This window comes from Lysinibacillus sp. FSL K6-0232, from assembly GCF_038008325.1.
Lineage (GTDB): Bacteria > Bacillota > Bacilli > Bacillales_A > Planococcaceae > Lysinibacillus.
This window is the reverse complement of sequence record NZ_JBBOYW010000001.1, coordinates 1,894,372-1,919,971: the sequence shown is the minus strand read 5'-3', so window position 1 is coordinate 1,919,971 and position 25,600 is coordinate 1,894,372. Positions and strand designations below refer to the sequence as shown.

At 38.1% G+C, this 25,600-nt stretch carries 31 protein-coding genes; 11 read left to right on the top strand and 20 right to left on the bottom strand.

Translation table 11 applies throughout. From position 1 onward, the window contains the following. Positions 1 to 55 precede the first annotated feature (55 nt). Positions 56 to 433, bottom strand: a complete 378-nt coding sequence (locus MHB42_RS09365; protein WP_340805679.1) for a PH domain-containing protein — start codon at positions 431 to 433, stop codon at positions 56 to 58. 94 nt (positions 434 to 527) lie between these two features. Here MHB42_RS09365 and MHB42_RS09360 point away from each other — a divergent pair, with 94 nt between their 5' ends. Next, positions 528 to 941 carry a hypothetical protein gene (locus tag MHB42_RS09360; protein WP_340805678.1) on the top strand — a complete coding sequence of 138 codons (414 nt, stop codon included), beginning with the start codon at positions 528 to 530 and terminating at the stop codon, positions 939 to 941. 53 nt (positions 942 to 994) lie between these two features. Here the strand turns inward: MHB42_RS09360 and aspA are convergent, their stop codons facing one another. Further along, the gene (aspA, locus tag MHB42_RS09355; RefSeq protein WP_340805677.1) at positions 995 to 2,413 is read right to left on the bottom strand and encodes an aspartate ammonia-lyase; all 1,419 of its coding nucleotides are present in this window, start codon (positions 2,411 to 2,413) and stop codon (positions 995 to 997) included. 239 nt (positions 2,414 to 2,652) lie between these two features. On the opposite strand from aspA, the gene MHB42_RS09350 reads away from it, so the two are divergent. Together MHB42_RS09350 and MHB42_RS09345 are read left to right on the top strand one after the other, a co-directional pair. Further along, positions 2,653 to 3,162, top strand: coding sequence for a sigma-70 family RNA polymerase sigma factor (locus MHB42_RS09350; RefSeq protein WP_340805676.1), 510 nt, complete (start codon positions 2,653 to 2,655; stop codon positions 3,160 to 3,162). Positions 3,163 to 3,164: 2 nt separating this feature from the next. Then, positions 3,165 to 4,118 carry a DUF4179 domain-containing protein gene (locus MHB42_RS09345; protein ID WP_340805674.1) on the top strand — a complete coding sequence of 318 codons (954 nt, stop codon included), beginning with the start codon at positions 3,165 to 3,167 and terminating at the stop codon, positions 4,116 to 4,118. 41 nt (positions 4,119 to 4,159) lie between these two features. On the opposite strand, the gene MHB42_RS09340 is transcribed toward MHB42_RS09345, so the two are convergent. From MHB42_RS09340 to MHB42_RS09325, 4 genes are all read right to left on the bottom strand, one after another. Beyond that, positions 4,160 to 4,366: a thymidylate synthase gene (locus MHB42_RS09340; RefSeq protein ID WP_340805672.1), complete on the bottom strand. Its 207-nt coding sequence runs from the start codon at positions 4,364 to 4,366 to the stop codon at positions 4,160 to 4,162. A gap of 44 nt (positions 4,367 to 4,410) precedes the next feature. Further along, the gene (locus MHB42_RS09335) at positions 4,411 to 4,587 is read right to left on the bottom strand and encodes a hypothetical protein (protein WP_340805671.1); all 177 of its coding nucleotides are present in this window, start codon (positions 4,585 to 4,587) and stop codon (positions 4,411 to 4,413) included. Between the two features lie 126 nt (positions 4,588 to 4,713). Beyond that, positions 4,714 to 5,691, bottom strand: a complete 978-nt coding sequence (locus tag MHB42_RS09330) for a thymidylate synthase (RefSeq protein ID WP_340805669.1) — start codon at positions 5,689 to 5,691, stop codon at positions 4,714 to 4,716. A 73-nt stretch (positions 5,692 to 5,764) separates the two neighbouring features. Beyond that, positions 5,765 to 6,667, bottom strand: coding sequence for a hypothetical protein (locus tag MHB42_RS09325; protein ID WP_340805668.1), 903 nt, complete (start codon positions 6,665 to 6,667; stop codon positions 5,765 to 5,767). A 183-nt stretch (positions 6,668 to 6,850) separates the two neighbouring features. On the opposite strand from MHB42_RS09325, the gene MHB42_RS09320 reads away from it, so the two are divergent. The 3 genes from MHB42_RS09320 (at position 6,851) to MHB42_RS09310 (ending at position 10,030) form a co-directional block, all read left to right on the top strand. Next, positions 6,851 to 9,049, top strand: a complete 2,199-nt coding sequence (locus MHB42_RS09320; RefSeq protein WP_340805666.1) for an ATP-binding protein — start codon at positions 6,851 to 6,853, stop codon at positions 9,047 to 9,049. Continuing rightward, positions 9,024 to 9,650, top strand: coding sequence for a response regulator transcription factor (locus MHB42_RS09315; RefSeq protein WP_340805665.1), 627 nt, complete (start codon positions 9,024 to 9,026; stop codon positions 9,648 to 9,650). The genes MHB42_RS09320 and MHB42_RS09315 overlap by 26 nt, the downstream gene beginning before the upstream one ends. Before the next feature lie 179 nt (positions 9,651 to 9,829). Beyond that, on the top strand, positions 9,830 to 10,030 hold the full coding sequence (locus MHB42_RS09310; protein WP_274797030.1) for a cold-shock protein: 201 nt from the start codon (positions 9,830 to 9,832) through the stop codon (positions 10,028 to 10,030). 242 nt (positions 10,031 to 10,272) lie between these two features. Here MHB42_RS09310 and MHB42_RS09305 read toward each other — a convergent pair whose 3' ends face one another. Next, complete coding sequence (locus MHB42_RS09305) at positions 10,273 to 10,860, bottom strand: SMI1/KNR4 family protein (protein ID WP_340805663.1); 588 nt, start codon at positions 10,858 to 10,860, stop codon at positions 10,273 to 10,275. 407 nt (positions 10,861 to 11,267) lie between these two features. Here MHB42_RS09305 and MHB42_RS09300 point away from each other — a divergent pair, with 407 nt between their 5' ends. After that, positions 11,268 to 11,429, top strand: coding sequence for an aspartyl-phosphate phosphatase Spo0E family protein (locus tag MHB42_RS09300; RefSeq protein WP_340805661.1), 162 nt, complete (start codon positions 11,268 to 11,270; stop codon positions 11,427 to 11,429). A gap of 98 nt (positions 11,430 to 11,527) precedes the next feature. Here the strand turns inward: MHB42_RS09300 and MHB42_RS09295 are convergent, their stop codons facing one another. From MHB42_RS09295 to MHB42_RS09270, 6 genes are all read right to left on the bottom strand, one after another. Beyond that, a complete protein-coding gene (locus tag MHB42_RS09295; protein WP_340805660.1) occupies positions 11,528 to 11,887 on the bottom strand; it encodes a membrane lipoprotein lipid attachment site-containing protein in 360 nt (119 codons plus the stop codon). A gap of 33 nt (positions 11,888 to 11,920) precedes the next feature. Continuing rightward, positions 11,921 to 12,391 (bottom strand): hypothetical protein, encoded by a 471-nt coding sequence (locus MHB42_RS09290; RefSeq protein ID WP_340805659.1) that lies wholly within the window; start codon positions 12,389 to 12,391, stop codon positions 11,921 to 11,923. A 42-nt stretch (positions 12,392 to 12,433) separates the two neighbouring features. Continuing rightward, positions 12,434 to 12,919 carry a GNAT family N-acetyltransferase gene (locus tag MHB42_RS09285; protein WP_340805658.1) on the bottom strand — a complete coding sequence of 162 codons (486 nt, stop codon included), beginning with the start codon at positions 12,917 to 12,919 and terminating at the stop codon, positions 12,434 to 12,436. An 11-nt stretch (positions 12,920 to 12,930) separates the two neighbouring features. Continuing rightward, a complete protein-coding gene (locus tag MHB42_RS09280) occupies positions 12,931 to 13,278 on the bottom strand; it encodes a DUF3147 family protein (RefSeq protein ID WP_340805657.1) in 348 nt (115 codons plus the stop codon). Then, positions 13,278 to 13,676: a MarR family winged helix-turn-helix transcriptional regulator gene (locus tag MHB42_RS09275; protein WP_340805656.1), complete on the bottom strand. Its 399-nt coding sequence runs from the start codon at positions 13,674 to 13,676 to the stop codon at positions 13,278 to 13,280. The genes MHB42_RS09280 and MHB42_RS09275 overlap by 1 nt, the downstream gene beginning before the upstream one ends. Before the next feature lie 217 nt (positions 13,677 to 13,893). Then, entirely contained in the window at positions 13,894 to 16,089 is a 2,196-nt protein-coding gene (locus MHB42_RS09270) for a DEAD/DEAH box helicase (protein ID WP_340805654.1), read from the bottom strand. Between the two features lie 412 nt (positions 16,090 to 16,501). Here MHB42_RS09270 and MHB42_RS09265 point away from each other — a divergent pair, with 412 nt between their 5' ends. Continuing rightward, positions 16,502 to 17,155, top strand: coding sequence for a FusB/FusC family EF-G-binding protein (locus MHB42_RS09265; RefSeq protein WP_340805652.1), 654 nt, complete (start codon positions 16,502 to 16,504; stop codon positions 17,153 to 17,155). A gap of 213 nt (positions 17,156 to 17,368) precedes the next feature. On the opposite strand, the gene MHB42_RS09260 is transcribed toward MHB42_RS09265, so the two are convergent. Then, a complete protein-coding gene (locus tag MHB42_RS09260) occupies positions 17,369 to 17,977 on the bottom strand; it encodes a YpjP family protein (protein ID WP_340805651.1) in 609 nt (202 codons plus the stop codon). A 503-nt stretch (positions 17,978 to 18,480) separates the two neighbouring features. On the opposite strand from MHB42_RS09260, the gene MHB42_RS09255 reads away from it, so the two are divergent. Continuing rightward, positions 18,481 to 18,681 (top strand): hypothetical protein, encoded by a 201-nt coding sequence (locus MHB42_RS09255; protein ID WP_340805649.1) that lies wholly within the window; start codon positions 18,481 to 18,483, stop codon positions 18,679 to 18,681. 723 nt (positions 18,682 to 19,404) lie between these two features. Here MHB42_RS09255 and MHB42_RS09250 read toward each other — a convergent pair. The 4 genes from MHB42_RS09250 to MHB42_RS09235 form a co-directional block, all read right to left on the bottom strand. Next, positions 19,405 to 20,214 carry a nucleotidyltransferase gene (locus tag MHB42_RS09250; protein WP_340805647.1) on the bottom strand — a complete coding sequence of 270 codons (810 nt, stop codon included), beginning with the start codon at positions 20,212 to 20,214 and terminating at the stop codon, positions 19,405 to 19,407. A gap of 227 nt (positions 20,215 to 20,441) precedes the next feature. Beyond that, positions 20,442 to 20,660, bottom strand: coding sequence for a topoisomerase C-terminal repeat-containing protein (locus MHB42_RS09245; RefSeq protein ID WP_340805645.1), 219 nt, complete (start codon positions 20,658 to 20,660; stop codon positions 20,442 to 20,444). A 70-nt stretch (positions 20,661 to 20,730) separates the two neighbouring features. Beyond that, the gene (locus MHB42_RS09240; RefSeq protein ID WP_340805643.1) at positions 20,731 to 21,201 is read right to left on the bottom strand and encodes a peptide-methionine (S)-S-oxide reductase; all 471 of its coding nucleotides are present in this window, start codon (positions 21,199 to 21,201) and stop codon (positions 20,731 to 20,733) included. 212 nt (positions 21,202 to 21,413) lie between these two features. Then, positions 21,414 to 22,286 (bottom strand): AraC family transcriptional regulator, encoded by an 873-nt coding sequence (locus MHB42_RS09235; protein WP_340805642.1) that lies wholly within the window; start codon positions 22,284 to 22,286, stop codon positions 21,414 to 21,416. 288 nt (positions 22,287 to 22,574) lie between these two features. Between MHB42_RS09235 and MHB42_RS09230 the strand changes: the two genes are divergently transcribed. Both MHB42_RS09230 and MHB42_RS09225 read left to right on the top strand, forming a co-directional pair. Next, a complete protein-coding gene (locus MHB42_RS09230) occupies positions 22,575 to 22,988 on the top strand; it encodes a DUF4183 domain-containing protein (RefSeq protein ID WP_340805641.1) in 414 nt (137 codons plus the stop codon). Between the two features lie 31 nt (positions 22,989 to 23,019). Then, on the top strand, positions 23,020 to 23,340 hold the full coding sequence (locus MHB42_RS09225) for a DUF4183 domain-containing protein (RefSeq protein ID WP_340805639.1): 321 nt from the start codon (positions 23,020 to 23,022) through the stop codon (positions 23,338 to 23,340). 158 nt (positions 23,341 to 23,498) lie between these two features. Here the strand turns inward: MHB42_RS09225 and MHB42_RS09220 are convergent, their stop codons facing one another. Both MHB42_RS09220 and MHB42_RS09215 read right to left on the bottom strand, forming a co-directional pair. Then, on the bottom strand, positions 23,499 to 24,344 hold the full coding sequence (locus MHB42_RS09220; RefSeq protein ID WP_340805637.1) for an MBL fold metallo-hydrolase: 846 nt from the start codon (positions 24,342 to 24,344) through the stop codon (positions 23,499 to 23,501). Between the two features lie 279 nt (positions 24,345 to 24,623). Beyond that, a complete protein-coding gene (locus MHB42_RS09215; RefSeq protein WP_340805636.1) occupies positions 24,624 to 25,328 on the bottom strand; it encodes a nucleotidyl transferase AbiEii/AbiGii toxin family protein in 705 nt (234 codons plus the stop codon). Between the last annotated feature and the right edge of the window lie 272 nt (positions 25,329 to 25,600).

Here is a 25,600-nt window from a genome sequence, read left to right as displayed (position 1 = left end):
GTGGAATTTAGAAGTCAATTTTTCCATAACGCCCTCTTCTAAACTTATGAGAAGGCTATCCTAGCACATACTCTGCTAAAACGCTTTGGACTTTGTAAATATTTGTGGACTTATTAAAGCTACGCTGTAGCGGCTGTGGGCTGCCTGAAATCCAAATTTTTAGCTCTGCATCTACATCGAATGTGCCTGCTGTTTCCACAGAAAAATGCAGAATGTTTTTATAGGGAATCGAATGGTATTCAATTTTTTTGCCTGTTACGCCCTGCTTATCAATTAAAATCAAGCGCTTATTTGTAAAAATAAAAATATCTCGAATAATTTTATAGGCATTTTGAATTGTTTCGTTGGTGATTAATAGCTCCCCCACCTCTCCCTGTAATTTCTCCAGGTTTACCTCACTGGCATTGCCGATTAATCTATCAAATAACCCCATCTGTCCCCTCCTTTTTTCTACTATATTACAAAGGAACGAAGCCTACGACAGCATCAGCTGGTTTATTGTATAATAAGGTGAGGTGATGACTACAATGGGGCGTATCCTTTTATTATTACTGCTTCTAGTGATCGTTACGGGCTGCGGTCAGGGACAGCTTACTAAAGTGAGCATTTCAAAAAGCCAAGGATTTGGCGAAATGAATGATGATTTTTTTGCAATCTATACAGACAAAGCAGCATTGGATGTCTTCCAACATGCCATCACAACTGCGGTGCAGCAGGAGGGAGTTGTGGATGTTGCGGAACCTGAATTTGATTTACAGCTTGTCAAGGCAAAGGGGCAGAAATCCCATTATTATCTATGGTTAGGGCAAGAGGGGCAAAAAGGTAGCTTAATGGCGGCAGCAGATACACATACGCTCTATACCCTTACAGAAGAAGCCGCAGTATCACTACGTACACTGCTTTCTCAGGAAACAAAAGAAACTACTGGACAAAATTTATAGGCTAGAAAAAAGACTGTAGATTGTCTAAAAGACCTATCTACAGTCTAGCTAAATTATTTAAGTTGCATCATGCTAGAACCCGCAATGCCTGGGTGTGTCATTTCATATGGGTCTAAAATTAAGTCCAGTTGCTCGCTCGTTAACACATTTGCTTCAATACAAAGCTCACGAATAGAGCGACCTGTTAAAATTGCCTCACGTGCAAGACGAGCAGCCACCTCATAGCCGATATGTGGGTTAACGGCTGTGAGCACCCCTACACTTTTCTCAACATATTCCTTCATGCGCTCTTCATTTGCCTCAATATCCTTTAAGCAATTTTCTGTAAACGCATGGAACACATTGTTCATAATGCTAATGGATTGAATAAGATTAAAGACTAAGACAGGCTCCATCACATTTAGCTCTAGTTGACCAGCCTCAGAGGCTAGGGAAATTGTATGGTCATTGCCAATCACTTGGAATGCTACTTGGTTCAGCACCTCTGGCATTACAGGGTTAACCTTCCCTGGCATAATGGATGAGCCTGGCTGACGTGCTGGTAAAATAATTTCTGCCAAGCCTGCGCGTGGACCTGAAGCCATTAAGCGTAAGTCATTAGCGATTTTAGACATATTAATCATACAAATTTTTAATGCCCCTGATACCTCTGTATAGGCATCGGTATTTTGTGTGGCATCCACTAAATGTGTCGCCCCTTTTAATGGTAAATCAGAAATTTCCGCAAGGTGCTCATCCACTGTTTTAATATAATCTGGGAAGGCATTTAAGCCTGTACCAACAGCCGTTGCTCCCATATTCACATCATATAAGTTTGGACGTGTTTGACGAATACGTACAATATCGCGGTTAATCACACGGCAATATGCTTCAAACTCTTGCCCTAGGCGAATAGGCACAGCATCCTGTAAATGGGTACGTCCCATTTTAATGACATGGGCAAATTGCTCTGCTTTTTGATGGAACACCGCTTGCATTGTTTCCATCGTTACTAGTAATTCATCTATTAAATGTAAGACAGCGATATGAATAGCTGTTGGAAATGCATCGTTTGTCGATTGGGACATATTGACATGACTATTTGGGCTAATTGCCTGATAGTCGCCCTTTTCTTTCCCTAAAATTTCTAGCGCGCGATTTGCAATCACTTCATTAGCATTCATATTAATGGACGTGCCTGCCCCACCTTGGATTGGGTCTACAATAAATTGGGCATTCCATTTGCCATCAATTACTTCTTGTGCTGCTTCGACAATTGCCTCACCAATATCCTTTGATAATAGATGAACCTCCATATTACTCAGCGCAGCCGCCTTCTTTACAATACCCATTGCTTTAATTAATGCTGGATGGATTGTGTAGCCTGTAATTGGGAAGTTTTCTGTTGCACGTAATGTTTGAATCCCATAATACGCCTCTGCTGGTAATACGCGTTCACCTAAAAAATCTTTTTCTATACGTTGTGTTGACATTATGTCGTCTCCTTTTATGTAATACTCACCCTTGATAGTAGCTAATTAATGAGGTATTGTAAACAGTCATTTTATATTCTTTCTTGAAAAGGTGAGAAATCTGCTAAAAAATGAGGATATTTCAGAAAATTGGGACAACACGCTTTATTTATTTTTAAAGAAAGTATGATAGATTTCGGCACACGCAACGAATATAACTATGAACGGAATTTTCGTGAAAACGTTTAGAGAGGTGGAGCATGGACAAACAAATACTTCAAGCAATTCAGCAAAAGCAAGAGCAAGGTGTGACATTGTTGCTGGAGCAATATGGTGGCTTATTAAATGCCATTGTACGCAAATATATTGGCGGCAGACCACAGGAAATTGAGGAATGTTTGGCTGATATTGTTGTTGCCATTTGGTATCATATTGACGATTTTGATGCAACGAAAAATTCCTTTAAAAACTGGATTGCGGTCATTGCTAAATTTAAAGCGATTGATGCCTTACGAAAAATTGAACGACAGCAGCCAACCGTTGAATTACCTGAGCAGCTTGCAACAACGCAAAACATGGAGCTAGATTGGCAAGCTATCCTTCAGCAATTGCCACAAAAGGAGCAGGAAATTTTTCACAAATACTATTTTGAAGGATTAGCAGCGAAGGAAATTGCCCAGCATTATCAGACTAAAGCATCATGGGTGCATAATAAATTATCACGTAGTCGTCATAAATTACGCACATTATTTTTAAGGGACGAGGTGTAGCAATGAGTATGTATAAGGATTTTAATGATATAACAATAGATGTCACTGAATTTGAGGAGCAGTCCCTGACAAAGCTAGAGCACAAAAGACTAAAGCGCCGTATTATTAAGCAATTGCCTAAAAAGCGCCGCCGTCTTGGCTATCGCATTGGCACTGTCGCTATTTTAGCGCTTAGTATTGTTATCTTTCAGCATCAAACCATTGCCAATATGCCATTTGTCGCTAGTTTATTGGAGGAATGGAAACAGGACAAAGCCGTCGATTGGGGTGACTATAAAAATGTTGTAGGTCAAACCGTCACAACACAATTTGGTGCTTTAACGGTCAATGAGGTACTGCTTGACTACGATAAAATCCTTGTCAGCGCAACATTACAGCCAGCTGATAAGCAAGCATTTTCCTATCGCCATCAGCTTTTGCCAACGATTTCTATCGATGGACAGCCAATTGACGATGTAGGCTATAGCGCACAGTCCATTGAGCAAAATGATGCGATGTTTACCATCTATAGTGAAATCAAGCTGCCGCAGCCAGTAGACGCCGCACAAGTATCTATACAATTAAGCTATAACCGTATGCTGTTGCCAAATGGTACACAGCCGTTTGGACAGCTATTGGAGGAGCCTTGGACATTCAATGTTGTGGCAACACAGGCAGCCGTTCAACAGCAAACAAAAGAATACCCAATTCAGCAGCCTATAACACTAGCTGATGGACAAAGCTTGACAGTTGAACGCATCGTTACAACCCCTATTTCAACAACCATCTACTATAGCAACGCTTCGCAAAAGCCTGATTTCGCGCTATTTGACAAAAATGGTGAGCGCTACACTTGGGATTCCGCCACACATGAGGATGATGGCTCAGGTATACTGCATTTCCCAAGCGCATCCTTTAGCAAGCAAGCTCTTTATATCGGCACAGAAAAAAGCGAGCAACTACTCGTTCAGCCATAATAAAGTGAACAGGATGGTCGCCTTACAGTGCGACCATCCTGTTATATTTGCTTCACATAAATGACTAACTCTTGGCAGATTTGCCCTTCCTCCTCATAAAAATCTACATTATGAAATTCATATTTAAAATGACCTACAGGGAAGGTTATACTTTCCCCTTGAACTGCCGCTAAAATGCCTGCTACATCTTGTGATACCATTTGCAGCAGCTCCTGTCCAGAAAGAGAATCCACAAAAACAACGTTCACCAAAAACACCTCCTCAGCTATTATAGCTTAGAAGGCGCTTTCATTTATAGTGTTTCTTTAAAGCCTTTTAATCGAATTTCCTCAATCACTTGCATCATTTCGTGAATTTGCTGTTGCGACAATTTGAATGTATTGGCAGAAAGCGTTTGCCGTTGGTCAATCATTTGCTGACAAGGCTGTTTTGTATGCTGATCTACCTGAGATACGATTGTTTTTTTCACAGCTCTCACCTCTATTATTATTCCAAATAACCCCACTATCCATCTAAGCATTTATTACTTTTTATGTCAATTACTGATGGCTTGGCATTTTTGAAAAAACAGCAACCGCTTTGGCTGCTGCTTCTGTTAAACGGCGATGGGTGCTTTAATCGCAGGATGCGGATCATAGCCCTCAATCGATAAATCCTCCAGCTCCATTTCAAAAATAGATGTTTTTGCTGGATTAATATGCAATGTTGGGAAATCTTTCGGCGTGCGTGAAAGCTGCTCCTTCACTTGCTCTAGATGATTGGCATAAATATGTGCATCCCCAATGCTATGAATAAACTCGCCCACCTCTAAGCCACATTCGTGGGCAATAAGATGTGTTAATAAGGCATAAGAGGCAATATTAAACGGACAACCTAAAAGTGTATCTAAGCTACGTTGCATTAATTGACAGCTTAGCTTACCATCTGCCACATAAAATTGGAACATCACATGACATGGTGGTAGCGCTGCTTTGCTGCCCTTTGCACCTGCATTGATAACATCCTCAGGATTCCATGCATTTACAATTAATCTACGAGAGTCGGGATTTGTTTTGATTTGGTTAATCACATCTTGTAATTGGTCAATTTCCTGCCCCTCTGAATCTGTCCAACGACGCCATTGCTTGCCATAGACATTGCCAAGATCACCATATTTTTCGGCAAAAGCATCGTCTGTTAAAATGCGCTCACAAAATGCTGCAAGCTCTTGCTGATATAAGGCATTAAAGGACTCGTCCACTAAACAGCGACGACCAAAATCCGTCATATCAGGCCCTGAATATTCGTCAGATTCCACCCATTTTTTAAACGCCCATTCGTCCCATATATGATTATTATGCTGCAATAAATAACGAATATTTGTATCGCCTTTAATAAACCATAATAATTCACTGGCAACAAGCTTAAAGGGCACGCGCTTTGTTGTTAAGAGTGGAAAGCCCTTGCTTAAATCAAAGCGCATTTGATAGCCGAAGATGCTGTACGTGCCTGTGCCTGTACGATCCTCTTTTTTTGTACCATGCTCCAATATATGTTGTAGTAAATGTAAGTACGCCATTTCTGGATGTGTCATTGTTTGTCAACAGCTCCCTCAAGTTTGCTGTTGACCATTATACCATTTCATTGCGTTTTTTCGTACGTCATTGTTAAAGATTATTCAGCTCTCGTGAAATCTCACTCTCTGCTGTGACGAAAAAGGTTGGCAGTAAAATAATATTCAGTAAGATCGGCCCAACCATCATTAGTAAATCAACGCCTGCGCTAAAATAAAGGCTAAAGGCGGTAATCAAGCCTGAAAAGACAAGAAAAATCACCTGTCCTACAATAATAATGATAGGCACAATTTGATACATATAATTCAGCCTGCGGAAATGATGCATTGTTTCTGGATTATGAATCACCTTGTGCTTTAATTTTCTCGATAAGAAAAAGCAGGCTAATAGCTGTAGCCCTATAAAGCTAAAGTATAGAAAACTATATGTGAGAAATTGCTGTTTTTGAATTTTCCCATCAAAATGACCGACACGTTGATGTAGCAGCTCATGCACAGCTCCCTCATAAATATATTCACGTTCACTAAAAGATGTGAGCGGCTCCGTAAAGCCAAGCGTTGCCCAATCCTTCGTATTGACCGTCCAATCGGATAGCTTGCTCGCTAAAATTCGCAATTGAATCGGGTCCTGCTCGCCAAACATTCCTACTAAAATGCGATAGGGAATCGCAACCTTTAACTGACCATCCTGCTTTTTTTGAAATAAATCCTGAATATAAAACGTATAGGCAACATCTGACTGCTCTGCTTTATAATGTGCATCCTTAATATGCCACTGGCTGGCTAAGGTTGCCTGAATACTGTTGCTCATTTCGTGATAGGGCACATCTTTATGTAACTGCTTTGGGATTTTATAGACAAAATAATTATCACTACCAATCATACAAATTTCGACTTTTACCTTCTCCTGATCTGTAGTGCTAGCGATTGCGGTCAATGGACTGGCAATAATGGCGATGAAGCATAACAAAATAAGTGTTAAACTGCCATTTTTCACGCAATACTCCTCCTTTTCGTCACAGCTCTTTGTTTTACACTATCATAGCCTTGTCCGAAAAAACTATTTCGTTATTCCGAAAAAGCAATAGTGGTTTTCCGAAACTCGCCATTTCGGTATTCCAAAATTAGCAAGAATTAGCGATAATAGAAATAAGTTAGGCAATGAAATGGGGATTTAGCAATGAAAACATTGAAATATAGTATTTTTACGCTCTATTTAGTGCTGGGCATCTATGTATTAGGCATTACGATTCACACACCTTTTGTTAGTATTCTGCTTGATACCACAAGTGGACAGCCTGTTATTGAGAACACCTACTATTCACAATGGGCACAGCAGCAGCGTATTGAACAAGGCGATATTGTGGTGATGATTGATGGTAAGCCAGCCTTAGAAAATCAATCTGTGCAGCTTTCTAGCGTTATTCGAGGGGCACGTACCTTAACCATTCAAAAGGCTGATGGCACAACACATACTGTGACAGCAAGGCATCGCGATATTCCAGAAGAATTGTATTTACAAATTTTATTCCCCATCTTTTATTTTCTTTTAGCTTTTGCTGTAGCTGTGTATTTAGATGCGCGCAATAAAAATAATGTGCCAATGTTTTTATTGACCTTGTTTTTATTAACATGCTCGTTAGCCTATATTAGTACAGGTGCTTCAGCCAGAGGCAATTTAGTTGGGGGCTTTGTTATTGGCATTTGCATTGTGTTATGTATGGTGCTTTTTATCCACTTTTTACAGCATTTTTTCCGTTATCAAAACATCCAATGGCGGGCTATCCATAGTAAATGGCTCTATTTCCTAACACCTATTATTCCTTGCTGTTACTTGATAGAAGCATTTATACCTGCATTGCGAGAAGTCATACCACTGTTAAACTTAAGTTTATTTGCCGTGCTTGTGCTCTACGCTACTTATATTTTAGTGACAAGCTATTTACGCACTAAATTGGCAAAGCTGCGTTTAATTGCCATTGCCTTTATTGTTCCTTTTTTACCATTTCTATTATTCTTTGTGACACCTGAAATTTTAGGGCATAAGCCATGGCTACATGCAGAGGTGGCAGCATTGTTTTTATTGTTTATTCCTTTCTCCTTTTTGTTTATTCAGGTGAATGAGCGACTGTTTGATATTGAATACCAATTATCTCGCTTGCGCTATTATTCGACATTGGCATTTTTTAGTGCATTGTTGCTTACAGCGGGCATTGCGCTCTTATTTATGGGGCAGCTATCCATTGTCCATCTCACAAGTATTTTTTTGCTAGTGTTTATGGTGATATTGGCAAGCTTTTATATGAAGGAACGCATTGATTTTAAATATCGGAAAATTATTTTCTCCTCTACTGGCAATTATGTACATAATTTATATGCAGCCGTGCAGCGGATGGGCAAGGCAAAAACGCAGCAAGAGCTACTGGAATGCTTTCAATATGAAATCACCGAAAAGCTTGGCACAACCGCCTTTCATATTTTAACCGTTACAGAGGGCAATGCCTCTTTCCAGCAGCTAGACAACTATACACAGATACTGCTACATGATGCAGGCGACGAAAAAATTGTGCTTGAAATTCGGCACACATTACAAAGAGAAGAGCTGCTATGGTTAGAGCTGCTGGCACTGTATGTATCTATGTTTATTAATAATTTACAGTTAATTGAAGATTTAGTGCGTGAAATTCAGCATATGAAAAATACCAATGACACTACACTGCCTTGGCTTGATAAATTGCTATGGAATATTATTGAGAAGGAAAAAAGCATTTTGGCACAGGAATTACACGATACCATTTTGCAGGAGCAGCTTCATTTGGCAAGAGAGCTAGATATGCTGGCAGAATCCGCTACCATTAAAAAGGAACGCGTGCTGGCAATTCGGGAGCAGCTATTAAATGCCTCGAAGGACTTGCGGGAGTATTGTGAAAACTTAAGCCCCCCTCTTTTGGATACATTTGGGCTACAAATGGCATTAAAAAAATTAATTCAAAAAGTAAAAATACGTGCTGATTTTTTATTAACTACGCAAATAGAGCGTGTACACTTTCAGGATGCCACATTGCATTTAGTTGTTTACCGACTTGTGCAGGAGCTACTTAATAATGCGATTAAGCATGCCGAAGCAACAGAGGTGTCCTTGCAATTACAAGCAATCCCACATGGCTTTACATTGCAGTATGATGATAATGGTGTTGGCTGCGATATTGAGCATTTAATGCAATCCTCTGCCTCAATGGGCATTAACGGTATTCGGGAGCGTGTTCGTGCTTTTAACGGGACGATCACGATTGAATCCAATCGCAATGAAGGAATGCATATTTTTATTCAAATACAGGAGGACGAGGATTTATATGATGAATATACTGATTATCGATGACCATCCTGTCGTGTTAGATGGTACAAAAACATTGTTACAGGATTTAACAAATGTCCATATTAAGACGGAGCAGGATAGCGGTGCGGTGCTAACAAGAATGGAATCAGAAGCCTTTCAGCTATTTTTAATTGATATTAATATGAAGCCAATCAATGGCATCCAGCTATCCGAAATGATTAAGAAAAAGCAGCCAGAGGCATTAATTATCCTTTATACAGGCTATGAGCTATCGGATTATTATGAGCTATTAATTGAGAAAAAAATTGATGGCTTATTGTCCAAGCTTGCCACAAAGGAGCAGGTTATTCAAACGATTCAGGCAGCCTTTCGTGGTGAAATTTTACTATCAGCCGATTTTTTAGATTTTATCCAGCGGCGCACGCATTTACCAAATGTGCAGCAGGAGGTGCTATTAAGCGATAAGGAGCAGGAAATTTTACAGCTTGTTGCGCAAGGCTGTACAAATAAAGCCATTGCCTCAGCACTAGGCGTTACACAGCGCACGGTGGAAAACTATTTATCGAAGCTCTTTATTAAGCTGAATGTGGAATCACGTGCAGAGGCTGTTATTGTCGCGAAGGAAAAGGCTTGGATTCACTAGTCAGCATGTAGCAGTATATATTTTTCTTACTAAAAGCGGAATTTACTGGATATATTAGTGAAGATGTATTATAATAGAGGAAATGATTATATTCCTTCAAGTGCTACGATGAAGAAACACAGATTCAAATTGCTATTGAAGTAATTGATTGTTGAATTTTTTTGGGAGGGTGTTTACAAATGACACAAGGAACAGTAAAATGGTTTAACGCAGAAAAAGGCTTCGGCTTCATCGCAGTGGAAGGTGGCAACGATGTATTCGTACATTTCTCAGCAATCCAAGCAGATGGCTTCAAAACATTAGAAGAAGGCCAAAAGGTTGAATTCGGTGTAGAAGAAGGTAGCCGTGGACCTCAAGCAACGAATGTAGTGAAACTATAATCTTTACCTAACATAGACGTGCAACATTAAAAGACATTCTCATTGCAGAATGTCTTTTTTGCATAGATGTGGATTGTGATTGTTGCATAAAGTGCATTTTGACATGCCTCTACCTACATCCTACTAAAAATTTCAATAAAAGTCTATTTCTTTTTGCGCTACCATGGGACAATCATAGTGCGCACAAATAACATACCGTTATGCCCCAACAAGCTGGAGGTTATAGAACATGAGCAGCATGGTCATTCGAATTCCTCCTCGTAAATAGCTGCAAATTCATAATCCTCTGCCATTAGCTGCTGTAAGTATTCTTCAAAGGACGAAGCAATGACCTCAAAGCTATCAGGGTCATGGACATAGCGTATGACTTGCCCCATTTGCCCACCTTTATTCGGCGAAAAATCAATATACAGGCTCGACGTGCCACCATTATTCATGCAGTCCGCAAAGCATAAGCGCTTATTCAATGGCACATCCATAGCGATTTTATCATCTACTTCCACATATTCTAAATAATCTTGATAGCGCTCAGCAATGCTTTCATGCTCATTATGATAATCTGCCACGATTTGCTCAACTGACTTTAAATAATACGGATAGTCCCCTAAGTCAGAGCCTAGCACAAGGACACAAAGCGTTTCGTCGCCATGCTTGCAATAGTATGTACCGTTCACATCCTGTAACAGCTCCAGCAAGGATTGTGGGCAATTTGGAAAAATAGCAAGCAAGCTTTGAAGTTGTTGAGCTGTTGCCCCAAGCGCTCGCTGTAATTGTAGCTGCTCCTCTTCTGGTAAGTGCTGTTGTAATTGCTGAAAATAGGTTGTACGCATTAGCCTCTCCCCTTCTCGTAAACTTTCGATTTCTTATACTTTAGCAAATAAAATCCTCTATTTCTAAACATAATCGAAGCTAATTTGATAAAATATGACAAAACACTAGCGCGATTCATAATTCTAATCATTCCTAACTATTTTCTTCATAGTAAAAAAGATACAATTTTTTTGACTATTCTACATACTCAAAATAGTCAAAATATGGCTGTATCTTGCGCTATTATTCACTTTCCTCCTTATGCCTAATAAGGGTCTATATTCTTATCTAAGACTATATGACGAAATTCACCTGCCGTACACAATGTGACATTTTTTTCACGAACATTGAGATACAATGAAAAAGTTGAATCGAGGTCAAGGGAATTTCGTGCAAGAGTATCGGGAAAATATAGGAGGAAAATATTGTGGTAAACTTATTACTAAAAAAATTCTTGAAGGCAGAAATCGAAATCAAACGAAGAATTATGTATAAAAAAGCAAAAGACCTTGGTTTCACCCACCCTACTGTGGTAGATTATAGCCAGGAACTGGATGTCCTATTAAATAAATATTCAAAGGCATCTTAATTTACTGTATGTGTATGTCATTCATTTTAGTAGCTGTATTTTTAATAACTTAAAAAGCTTGCCTTGACAATTAATTGTTCAAAGCAAGCTTTCTTTTTTTACGATTGATTTTTCACTTCTAATGTTTCACGATTGGATTGCCACTCGATCTCAATCGTTGGCTTGGCATCATGTTTAAACAGCTTAGCACTTTCCTTTTTCGTAAAAGCATAATAGCCCTCTTGATTTACTTGAACATCCGCCACATTGATCGCTTCCTTCGTTCCTTCCACCGTAATCACTAAAGGACCTAAATTATGGTGATCGCCAAGATAAAATAAGCGTAAGCCTTCCTCTGTATTACTATGGTATACCGCCTTCCAATGTTTGCTTTTAGCGATATAATGCACTTCCTGCTGAGGGCTTTGGCAAGCTGCTAGCATCAGCAGCAGCACAATTGGAAAAATCCATTTTTTCATTGGATAGTCCCTCCTAATCTTGTATCATTACTTTCAATCCTGCTGGGCAGGTTGAAGCTCGGCTGTTAATGTAAATGGTATATGTAAATACTCATATTGAATAGTGATTTTCTTCATATGCGAAGCTGTGACTTGAATCGCATAATGCTGTGGCTGTTGACCAAGAGCTTTGGGGTCTATGTATTGTCGCGGCAATAGCGCAACTTGCGTTAATTTCCGAAAGGAGATATGTTGATTCCCCTCCAGCTTTGTTTCGACCTCAAATGGCTCAGCCTTACTAATCACAAGCTCCACGCGTTCAGGTGGCTTATCATTAACAAGCACCTGCTTCAGTTGAATATCACGCAAGCCTTTATTATCTAGCGCAATAATCGTGACTGCCTCATTGTCCTGCCTTGTCATATAGCTTTCCAGCTTCAGCGGTGGATTACTTTTTAAATAAAATAAAAATAACACCCCAGCGATAAGCACACTTAATAATAATGCAAATACTATTTTTTTCATAGCAACCTCCTCTTGTTCAGTATAACAAAAAAACAGCCCAACTTATCGCAAGTCAAGCTGTTTTTGTAAACGTAGTTCATCTCGTATCGGAATACCATCATTGCCAATAAGCGGGATGGAGGGCTTATTGGCTCTTGCCCGCTCGACTGCATTCGGCAAAATTTCGACAAGATAATAGCCACGCTTTTGATAAAATTTTAGCGCATGTAAATTATCATTCGTTGTAATAAGTGATACGCTTGTACAGCCCTGCTTTAACGCCTGTCGCTCAACAGCCTGCACAAGCATAGCACCAATTCCCTTACCCGCTTCTACACTATCCAGCGAAATAATCTCACAATCCTTTTCGCAAATGCTATACGTGACTAAGCCAATAATCTCTTGCTGTTCATTACTATAAATAAAGCCCTCAAGCTGACTACAGTCATAGATGCCCGTAGAAATAACCATTTCACTACTTCCCCAATGGGTTGTAAAAAACTGTAGCACCTTTTGCTGAGGAACTTGTTGAATTGTTTGTATTGTCATCCGTTAGCTCCTTACATTGAAATATGAAAAACCCCTGCAATCACTTTTTGAATGCCTAAAAACACTGCCCACGATAAAATACCTAAGCCAATGGCGAACACAAGATGCATGGAGGACTTCATTGCCATATAGATTACAAACAGCATAAACATCGTAGCTGGTAAACCAACAATAACGCCTACTGTAAAGCGTTGAATATGCTCGCTCGACTCACTTTGCACCGTCAGCCAAATAATACTTAAAATACTCACTAATGGCAATGCAGCAATAATGCCTCCGTAGGTCGGAAATCTACGCGCAATCTCTGTTACAACCCCAATAATGGCTGCCGAGCTGATAATTTTCACTAGCATATACATTATTTTGCCACCTCGCTTAGACGCTGAAATGCCTGCAAAATTGCCTGTTGCTCCTGCTCCGTTAAACGATCAAGAGCAGCCTGTAGCTTCGTATCATCCAATTCAGTATTTTTCTTCAGCACCCGCTGCCCCTCTGCTGTTAAATAAAGCAGCACCTTGCGTTGGTCCTCGGCGGCGCGCTCCTTCTGCACCCAGCCATGACGCTCTAGCTTTTTGACATGCTCAGACGCTGTATTGTGTGAAATATTTAATAACCCCGCAATCGCACGCACCGTCACCTCATCTTCCTTTTGAATCATCTGTAAAATACGCACACTTTGGTGGGAAATCACATCCTCATGTGTTGTATGGAGATGATAAAATATCGTCGTAAAATAACTATTAATCTCATTAATCATCGCTTTAGCTCCTTTAATATATCGCTCCAAGCGATTATATCGTAAATAACGATATATTTAAAGCCTTTATTTTTAGGTAACTAAAAGAACCTACTCGTTAAAGCTTCTTTAAGAGTAGGTTCGTTAAATTTTTTCAAGCTGCTAGTTCGCAATAACATTGCATATTTTGCTTGCTAAAACCTGTTTCTATTGTATTTAAAGGTCACTGTTACGGTTTTTATGCAAATACAGTTTCCTCAATATCTTCATTAATATTTTGTAACGGTGCACGTTTAAAGGTAAATTCAAATGTATCACCGCTGTCGATTACATGATTTATTTCATCATACATATCATAATGACTAATACCCGATAATTTAGCCCAACCTTTTGAGCGTGTCAAGCCAACAAACAGTTGATTGCGTAATTGTATATTTCCTTCATTACTAGCCACTAAATCAGCACCTACTACATAAACCATATGTGCTTCATTTCCTTTAGCACGTGGGACAAGTGAAATCGTTACAGCCCCTTCTTCCCAAAATTGATCTGGCTTTTTATTCTTCCAATTCAAAGTGTCCAAAATATTTTTACCACTTTCAGCAGGTATATAAATATCAATTTGATGTTGCATTAATACTTTTGCTACCTCTTTTTGGAGATCAGATGCTTCCCAAGCTTCGCCTAATACAATGACTAAAATATTTTTTGAAGCCTTTAAATAATCTTTTTGTAAATTATTTTTAATTTCTGTCGCAAGAGCTTGAAGTTCTTCATTTCTTGAGATATACGTTTTAAATTCCAATACCGGATTATTCCAAACCTTTGGAACAAGATTAGGAGAGTTTTTACTAGGGCGTTGTAACACTATTTTTTCTCCTTGACGGAAGTTCCCTTCTAATACTTCATAACCAATATTTTTCCAATCATCTTTATTTGTAATACCTCGCAGCATACCATCTGGACGTAATAGACCCATACCAATAGCATGTGCAGCTGTTAGAATAGGTCCCGGTGTACGATAGCAGCGATGCATAATTTCACTTTTTCTAATACCACCTTTATGTATACCAGAAACAAACTGCTTAAACTCAGGAGCATTTCCAAAGAGCTCACGAGCTGTTGGAACAACTAGATTATCAAGACTTTGACTTTCGTCATATGCCCAAATAAGTCTACGATTGGTAGGATCAGTTTTATCAACTGGACGTAATACTTGATATGCAAGCCAATAGAATGGTTGTTTATCTTCAAACTTATAGGCATCGCTCACCATAAAATCTTGACCTTCGTCAATTAAAACTGCATCAAATAAAGGTGTAACTTCTGGCACACTTTTTAAAAATTGTGTACATATATAGCCTAAGGAATCTCCCGTTCCTCTGATTCCCTGATCCTTAGCATCGTTTACAGTTAATTTTCTTTCACCGTGCACGTCGCAAATATAACTATAGAACCCCTGTTTACTTTTTCCTCCCCACGAATGAAGAATTTTCAATTTTTTTCCTACTTCTTTGTTATAACATACATCACCATTACTAAAGTGTCTTAACCACTTATCCACTTGACTCACAACTTCTTCGTATAAACTTCTTGAATAGAATACAAGTGCAATATCCCAATCTGGATGCTTTAAATGCATATGCGCTGCTTTTTGACAAAGTAGAACGGATTTACCAGACCCTGCAATTCCACGGATACGTTGTGGTCCAGACGGAATAGTTTTCCCAATATTTTCTTGTTGAATATCCATTTCAGAAAGTTTTTCACTAAGTGAATTCACAACACCCAAACGAGTTGTAATATCACTTTGTGCTACAGTAATTTCTTTTCTATAAATTGGTGAGCCACTTAAAATGGATAGTATCATTTTCCAGTGCTCATCATTAATTTCTTCACCTTTTTGAATATTAATAGTATTTTCTATTTTTGCTAGAAGTGTAGCACGCCCTAAGTCATTATTAAAAATAATAGGAGGCACACTAGGCAGACGGTCAAAACCATGAGAAATCCATTCCTCTTCAGAAATATTAGGCAGTGCAATCAAAACTTTACCACTAATTTTCCTACGAATCGCTGCTTCACGATCAAAGATACCAAGAAGGGAAAATAATTGATTTTCTGCTTGCTGATAAGGATTTCCTGTATGTTCATAAAAATCTTTATATTCCCATAAATGACCGTTAACTGCCACAAGTTGATGAATAGTTATTGATTTTACCTCAATAATTATAATTCCATTATCTTTATCTGCAATCAAGATATCAGGCTCTTTACGTGTTTGACCAACATTTGTGAATAAAGGATAGCGCCAGTAAGCTAGACATTTATCAACCTTTTCTTTCTCACGATAAGCTTGTTTAATTGAATCCCAAACTTTTTTTTCACCAGATTCTCCTGGTTTTCCTAAATACTCCGTTTCAACAAATGGCAATATTATCAAACCTTTCACATAAAATTCAAAAAATAAACCAGTATTATAATACTATATAATTACTTTTATTACAAATTAACTAAAATAATAAGACCTATTTATTAGAATAAGCCTTCATATTTGTTATTTTCAGTTATTAAAATTCATAAAAAAATAAGCAAGCTAGAATTTACTTTGCTTAGATATATTTTTTTATGTCTTTTTCCGCACAGCATCGTTTTTTTCATGTTAATATATCTATAGGTATCTATACCAATCGTTTTCTTTTAAGGAGGAATCAATTTGAACGCATTCACTTGTAATGCCTGCTCTAGAACTACCTCTTCTGGTCAAAGAGGTCTATAAAATATACATTGAAGGATCTCTTTAGGCCAAATGCACAAAAAAGCCTACATTACAGGAGAGATTTCAAATGGACAACCAAACAATTCAGCCGTTCTTAACGGTTGCTAACTATCATTTACTTGAGCAGCAATTAAATAAAATTTTACATGCATTAACAACGACAAAGGATCAAAACGTAATTTTAGCTGTACGTGGTCTTGTGGACCATGAAATTACGACAAAATTAGCCCTTTCCACAGAGGAAACAAAGCTTATTGAACAGCTATTTACCGTGACAGATCGCGCACAAGGTGAGGCATTTTTAGCGCAGATTAAGCCCTACGTTATGCCGTTCACGCCTCTTACAGTCAGCACGCTAAAAAGCTTATTTAAAAAAGAGAAAAAGCTCAAGCTACCAAAGCTGGAGGAGCTTGACTTCTCTCAAATTTGCTATTTAGCTTGGGATGACCCTGGCACACATCGTAAATATGTGGTGCTTGAGCAGGATGGACAGTTTAAAGCCATTAAAGGCACATTCTCCAACAATACAATTCGTGGGATTTGTGCTGTCTGTAATCGCCATTCAGATGTAGGGCTCTTTACCACTTCCGTTAAAGGGCAAGCTGTAGGGACCTATACCAACCACAGCAATTACATTTGTGCAGATAGCCAAACGTGCAATGCTCATGTAACAGACATAGATAAAACCATCGCATTTTTCGAGCGCATTACACAAAAATAATCAATCAAAAAGGCAGAGATGTTGTGTAAAAACAACACCTCTGCCTTTTCTGTTTAACTGGGAGCCTTTATTACAAGCTATCCTGCAAATTTTGGCTTCTATCCGTCATAGTTGCATTTCTATCCACCACATTTGGACTTCTATCCGTCACTCTTCCAAGTAATGTTTATCAAAATAAAAACACTCGCATGTTCAACGAGTGTTTTTGGTCGTTTATGATAACCATTTCGGTGGTGTGTTTTTGTTCCAATAGATATCGCCTAGGTTGTGATGTGCCATAAAGTTGTCCTCGGCACTGTGGTAATGGAAGTTGTAGTAGTAGCCTTCCAACGGTCTTTTTTCCGTACGTACATGGAAGCGAATGACATCTGTGCCTGTTGCATGATTGATCACATTAAAAATTTTTTCACCATAATGACCGCTTGGCTTTTCAGAGATTGTTAAGGATGCTAGTGATTGCTCGTCCAAGCTAGCTACGGTCATTGCAATAGCTTCTTCGATTTTTGGGAAGATAATATTATCGAATTCATGGCTAATTTTCGGACCGATTTTTGTACCAAACTTTATGTACGATTGCTCCCTTGCTGCATCGAGAAGCAGGGCGTTATAATCAACCGCTTCCTCCTGTATTTGGCTCTCTTCTTCCCAGCTAGTCGCTGTTTCTGCTGCAACCGCCGTGCCTGTCCCCGATGCAGAACCGATAGATGCGCGGTTAGAAGAGCCTTGATCAAATGCATCCCAAATTTCATGTGTCGGCGTAATTAAACCAAATGTTAAAAACGCCACCATGATAACAATACTTTTTTTCACCCACGTTTTCATTTACTCACACCTACTCTTTATGTACAAATTGGTAATTCTCCTTATTATTATATACGTTCTCGCCATTAAAAGGTTTCATATTTCTATAATTCATTGTACAATATTTATGAATAATGTGTCGGTTTTTTAAAGGAGGTACAAGCATGGATATCGCAATCGGTATTGGTCTTTTATTAATGTTAGGTTACTTATCATCTTTATGCTTCACGGACTAATTTTATTATTTTGCAATAAACACTCTTTTATGCCCCAGTTACCTTGATCTGAAAGGTTTTCTGGGGTTTTTCCATTTTTCTTTACATTGCATTTTAGTGCAAAACAATGCACGGAGTTGGGGCTAAAAAAATTGCTTGGCAGCGTGTAAGTTATAGAATTAAAACTGAACAGATGGTATTAACAAACTTAGTACCAGCGATTGAGTTTTAAAAAATTTTGAAAAGCTAACTTAAAATTACCTGCATCATTAATCATGAGTATTAACTCCATTAAAAAGGAGGCATAACATGGCTGATATAGAACAAGCTTTACATCTACTTAAACAACGACAATATCAATTAGAGTTGGACATACAACAATTAGAATATAAGATTAAGAGAGCCTTTCACCATAAGAAAGACATAAACCCGATTGAGTATCTATACCGATCAGAACTAAAAGTAGCTTTACGAGAAAAACTGAATAAAGAACGGCTTTACACAAACTAGAACAGCGCCAACGACAATTATCAGAAAAGATAGAGGGTGTTAAAAACAGAATGAAAAAAACTGATGAAGAAATTAACCAACGAGATTATATATATGTATGAGAACTTAGTGCAACAATGCACGAAGTCTTTGAATGTACATTAATAGTTAGACATTTCATAAAATAGTTTTCGACTTATCTTTTCCACCTATACACATTGCTGTATTATTGAAAATGCAGAATAGTATTTATAATATAAAATAAAAAGGATTCGCCAGCTTTGGCTTTGGCGAATCTTTTCACTATAAAAATCCATATATATTGCATATGTGAACTACGGTGTTAATTGCAAAATACTTTATATAACATTTGTAGCTTTGGAATAAAGTTTAATCGAAAACTAAACTATCTATCAATGTTTTTTCACATAGCCACCTACCCATTAATGGCTGTCTAAAGTAATGCTCTTGAATGGCTTACCTTTAGAAGGATACTTCTGTTATTAAAGGTGATGGAGATAACATTGTATTGCCATATATAAATACACCTGTTCCAACAATTTCATTTGTTAGACAAACTCCATTACTATCAAGGTACTCTTCTTCTATTGTACTCAATAAAGCTTGAGCTTTTAAAGATAAAGGAATATCCGACCACCTGCTTTTCACATACCTAATCAAAAAATAGAGAGGGTATCCAAATTTTTGGTACCCTCTCCTATTTATTAACTATCCCTTTACAATTTAAGGACGATTCGTTAAATAAGAATGTAATTTCTTTAGAAATGCTAAATTAATGTCAAATTTATAATCATCAACAAGTAAACAAGCCAATCCCTCAACTACATGCAGTGCATTTGAATAAGCATGATATAATTCTTCTTTATCCAACTTTGACGTAATTGAAGTATATTCACTGTATGCCTTTTCTGAAAGATCATCTTCCAAATTTTTTGTAGCATTTAGCCAACGTTCTACGCTTTTTTCACGAATTCTAATCAATTGTAAAACGTATTTTTGAACATATGTTAGACATTCCAACGAACGTGCAATTTCCCCTCTTTTCAAAACATTTATACCCATTATCCATGCGTTAACAAAGTTATTAAAGGCAGAATTGACATTATCATTTGTCATTCTTTCTGGTCCTTCACCCTTTAGATAATCTAAACATACTTTTAATTTACCTGTTATATCATAAATAAACATGGATTCTGTGTCAGGGAAAACACCTGTTTCTTTAAATGTCTTAATAACTTCAATCTCAGATTCAGACAGAAAATGAAACTCTCCTCTAATTAAATTGGAAAACACGACAACTTCTGACCCATATTCGTTAATGAAGTGTAGATCATATGGAGCAATATCTCTAATCCAGTCAGAAGACTCAAATTGTTCAATTTCTGTAGTCTTTAAAAAGATGTAGAACTCAACATCCGAATATTGATCCCCTTCACCTTTTGTAAACGATCCATACATCATACACGCAGAAATACGAGGATCCTTTTCACACTTCTCTTTAATTATATTAATTAATTTTTCCTGTAATAGCATATACAAAATAACCTCCTATATTTTTTAAAATTATAGAAACTTTTGCATATCTACCACTGGACAACATGAGCAACACATATCTAATGCTCCTTTCATTTACAACGAAATAATCATATCAAATTTATTAACATACGACAATTATACTTATCTTAGGTTACGTTCCTTGCTTAAATAAGGAGAATTATATTTACTTATTGAAACATATTTTGGTGAATCCTCAAAACAATTTATTCGGAAAAATCAAAAGTCACTTTTCCATCCAAAATTTTCAATCTTGCATCAAACGATTTACCCGCTTTGGATTTAAAACCGTTAATGACAGCTGTAACCCCTTGCTTTAGGATGTTTTTCTCAGTGAGCTTTTTAAATGCAACTGTTTTATTAATAGAAAACTTACAGCCATTTTTGTACTCACTACAGCCAATGAACGTTTTACGATCAATCATTTGACCTTTTTTGCAACAAGGACAGTTACCTTTGAATTCGCTATGTCAACTTATTTTTCAGCAATTTCTCCTACTTATACTTATTTAATAGTTCTTCTGGAATATGACAGTAATCATTTGGACATCTAGTTAGTCTGTCTTGATGCTCCTCTGCGCTTCTTATGTAGTTTGTCAGTGGTAATACTTCAACAACGATAAGGTTGGCATCATTTCGCTTATCAATAAATGCCCTCGCCTCCTGTAAGTGCTTAGGGTTTTCACTATAGACGCCTGTTCTGTATTTCTCCCCAACATCCTGTCCTTGTTTGTTCAAGCTGTATGGATCAATGATTTCAAAGAAATAGCCCATTAATTCCTTGATTGTGACAACGGTTGGGTCAAATTCTGTTTTTACACATTCGGCGTACCCATCATAATCCCCCTCCAGTGTCTGGCTTGTGCCATTCGCTCTTCCTGCTTCTGTAAGCTGAACGCCAGGTAAGGTTTTTATAAAGGCTTGTACGCCCCATAAACATCCACCTGCAAAATATACTACCTCCATCTTGACATTCCCCCCCTTCATTCCAAGTAAATAGAGCTTTATGATTCCATATTATGAGCTAACTGCTGAACACAAGTCAAACTTCAACGAACTAGGATGTGTATTGAGAATTCCGTGTCAGTAATAAGCTTTTCGATTACACAACCATTTCAACAAGACCAGCAGGGTTTTTCCTCACTGGTCTAGTATTGCCCTATAATAATTATTCGCGTTTATCGCCCGCTATTTTTTTCCTTCACAGGCATCCAAATTTCGCTATAGACATTTTCCGAAGTACCATTGTGCTCTGTAAAGGAAATCCCAGGCATATCCACTACCTCATAATCGGACGAAGGTAGCCATTCAGCATAGATTTTAGCATGAGTTTCTTGCAGTGTAGCAGGAAATGGCCCTCGATTAGGGAAAATTGCCCATAAGCTTTCTTCAATCGAAAGCTGCTCTAAATCATCGAATCGGTTTTCTTTTGTCGTTGCAAAACCAATCATATGCGTTAAATATCCTTTTTCTTCTAAGAAACCATCATCAAAATCATAGGATACATTCAAGACTTGATGTGGATATACATCAGCTAATTGATGCATTTCATGTCTTTGCTGTTCGGTAATGGACTGGGCTAGCTCTATGATAGCCTTATTTTCACCCTCGAATTGAATGGGTACTCTTTTCGATACACCTACGATATGAAACTTCTCTTTCCTCTCAATTTTAAATTCCATTGATATCCCTCCTCTTATATCGATAAAAAATGAAAATTTGGGAAATGATTTTTGAATTTTATTTTTCGCTACTTCTGACGGTAAAAAACCGCTCCATTCACGAAAGGCTCTTGAAAACCCTTCGATCGATTGATAGCCATATTTATAGGCAATATCGGTTACTTTTGCACCGTTAATTAATTCAACATTGGCAACTGATAATCTTCTGTTTTTGATATAGTCATTCAATGACATGCCCGCCATATACGAAAACATTCTTTTAAAATGATAATCAGATAACCCTACAATTTTTGATATTTCTTTGCCAGAGATTTCTTCCGTTAAATGGTTTTCAATGTAGTCCATTAAATGATTAAATTGTTGTAGCATTCATTTCCCTCCTTTACAACTACATCTTAGCGATAAAAATGATGGTTTACTCGATATTTACGATACGGAATATATCGGAACCTTTTACTAGCTACTGCACAATAACAATGGCTACGCTACTTCTTTATAAATACTCTCGATTAAATAGACATAGTACCAATCACCCTCCCATTTTAATTCATAGACTATTAGTAACAGTAAGATAGATTCTTTAAACATCTTTTTCTGTAACAAATGCCTATCACTTTCGGGGGCAAAAACATATTGAAAAGAGAGGTGAGAAAAATCATGAAGAAATTGGACCTCCAAAAGTTGGCTTGTGACAGTTGCTGTGACAATAATCGCGTTTTTTGGTCCCGTATAAAGGCTATTGACATAGGTGCTATTCAACCTCCTCCAGCCGTTATCCCTGCAGGAACGATTATGCCCATTATCAATCGATATTTCTATATTGTGACAGAGGCTATTAATTTAACAAATGGAGCAACCCTTCTAGCTCATTTATTTACAGATGATCATGGCGCTCCTATCACCGAATTTACGCTTTTTCACCCTAACGGCTACGTCAATCTTTATATTAATGCCGTTATGCAAGAGGGCGGCGCCTATAATGTAACCCCAGATGCATTAACCCTTAACCCATTTAATGCCACTATTTTTGCTGGAACGCCAATTATTATCGAATCCTTAGGCTTCCAATAAATATTGCTGTTCTTGAAAGGAGGTGAAGAAAATGGCGCTTTCGATTATCAATATTCATGTAAATGTTACAGGCTCTTCGACTAGATTCTTTAATATTTTAGCAGCCAATTTAGCTGTCACAGACGGGACTACCATTGCTGCAACTGCCTTTTTAGATGACAGTGGCAATGCCGCAACCGCTTTTCCTGTAGTAGCAAATGGTTATTATAATTTCTATATTAATGGCGTCTTACAGGAAGGGGGGTCCTATACAATCTCTGCAACGGAGTTAACATTTAACGATGTGACTGGTACAATCACAGCAGGAACACCATTAGTAGTAGAGGCTGTAGAATTAGTAACACAAGTTTAATGCTGGTCAACAAATAGCTGATTCCTACTATTGTGGGGCTTAGGGTCACTGTGCCAGAGTGACCCTTTATGATTTCTGACTACATCACTAGCAATATCAAATATTTTTTCGCAGGCTAGAATCATACGTTTTCGAGTTCTAGGCAACTGTTCGATACTTTAGTTTAAATATTTGCCTTGCTTTGGTAAAGCGATCTGTTCAAAATGATCGACAAGCTTCCTCAGTTCCCTTGTAAGCTCTTCACCTTGCATTGGTAATCCGTGCCCCGTGATAGCAGCGGACGGTTTTAATGCAGCTAATTTTTCAATAGATGCTTGAGCAGCTTGCCAATTCGTTGTTAAATATTGAGGGGGACCACTGATTTCCTTTGTTTGGGTAAAAACTTTATAAAGAGATTCCTGTTTAACCGTCACAAATGCATCTCCTGCAATCAGTGCCCGATCCTGCTCACGAAACAAAGATATATGTCCTGGGGTATGTCCTGGGGTGTGAATCCAGCGAAAGTCTGGCATATATGGGATGCTCCCATCCGAAGGAATTGCTGTAATACGCTCACCTAAATTGATCGCCTCATTTGGAAAAATAGGTGACATTTTTGCCACCATGCCAGCACTTACAGTAGGATCAGGTTGTGGATAGCTTTCTTTTCCTGTTAAATACGGCATTTCCAAAGGATGGGCATAGGCAGGAACATTCCAATGCTCCAGTAATTCAATAATGCCTCCAACATGATCAAAATGACCATGAGTTAAAATAATTGCTTTCGGTCGAGAATCACGTCCAAAGCGGTCTTCAACTACTGAAATAATGGCCTCTGCACTTTTTGGCATCCCTGCATCAATAAGCACAAATTCCTTCGTGCTTGGGTCGCCATAAAGCACAATGTTTACAATTTGAATCGTATATTGATATAAATCAGGCAACACTTCTATGCCTACACCACTCCGAACAGAAGTAGCAGGAATAAATTTATAATCTTCACCATAATGCAAATTCTTGTCCATCCTCTACCTTCTTTCATCCATAATCTTTAACGCTATCGCGCAAGCTATAACGCCTAAAGTTACTGCTATCTCTAAATATTAAATTATCCATTTCGATTTTATTTATACTTCAAAGCGTAACTCAGGTGATAATGATGGAGGACATGATTTTGGGGCAAAAGGGCATATGCAGTTCGTAGTTTTTCGATTATTTTAAAGAGATTATCCAATGCTCTAGACAAAAAATAAGATTACCTCAATCGAGATAATCTTATTAAAGCAGCTTACTGTTAGTTCACTCTATTGCCAAGCCTGATTATTAGCGTACCACTGCTGGAAATATTCATTTTCTGTTAAGATGGCTGCCAAAAATGGCTGTAGTTGCCGATGAACGGTAAGTGATTGGCAGGCTTCCATTGTCAGTCGTTGCTGATCAAGCAGCTCCTCAACATAGCCCTGCAATGCACGCCCCTCGATAGGATGAGCTGCCATAAGCTGAACAATGGCTCTATCATCCTGTGCTACGATTTTTTGTGCTAGCACAAATTCTACTGGATATGTATACAGCATAGCAGGTTCCATGTCAAGTAAGGCTGGCACACTGCTAAGCTTTGGTGTGATGCGAGTGCGTTCCTGACAATAAATCATTACTTCTATGTATATGGTTTTGTCAGCGATTTTGGCTGGAATCTTCAGCCGTATACAGTTAGCCGTAACACTACTTGCTAATTCGCTTCCTAAAAATATAAGTTCATCCTCTAAGCCTTCCATTGCACATATTTCCTGAAAAGCATGCTTGGCAATCGTAGCTTGCTGGGCATTTGCGGTTGTTAATAATGCAATCTCTTGTAAGGCTATGTTCTCTAAATAAAATTGGTCATTGTAGGAGGATACTGATAAACGATATAGCAGCCTCTCCTGACAATAGGCTGTCAGCAATTGTGTTAAGCTTTTTTGCTGTGCCTCCGCCATTGCCGTTAATTGTGTCAAAATAGTTGTTGCCATAAAAATCCCTCGCCTTTTCATTGTTTGTCTTTATTATTACGTATTTAACGAGTGGCGTAAACGGCAATGCATACCAACTAAATATTGGAAGCCCTCATATTAGACAAGGGGTAGCCTCGCTATTGCGAAGCCACCCCTTTAGTATTTAATAGGTAACATTTTCGTAAATTATTAACGTCTCAACCCAATCGTCTGGGGAATATTATCTTGAAACAACCTTGTTTCATCACCGCGGTAAAATTCCACTGTATGCCTTCTAACTTAAGCAACGC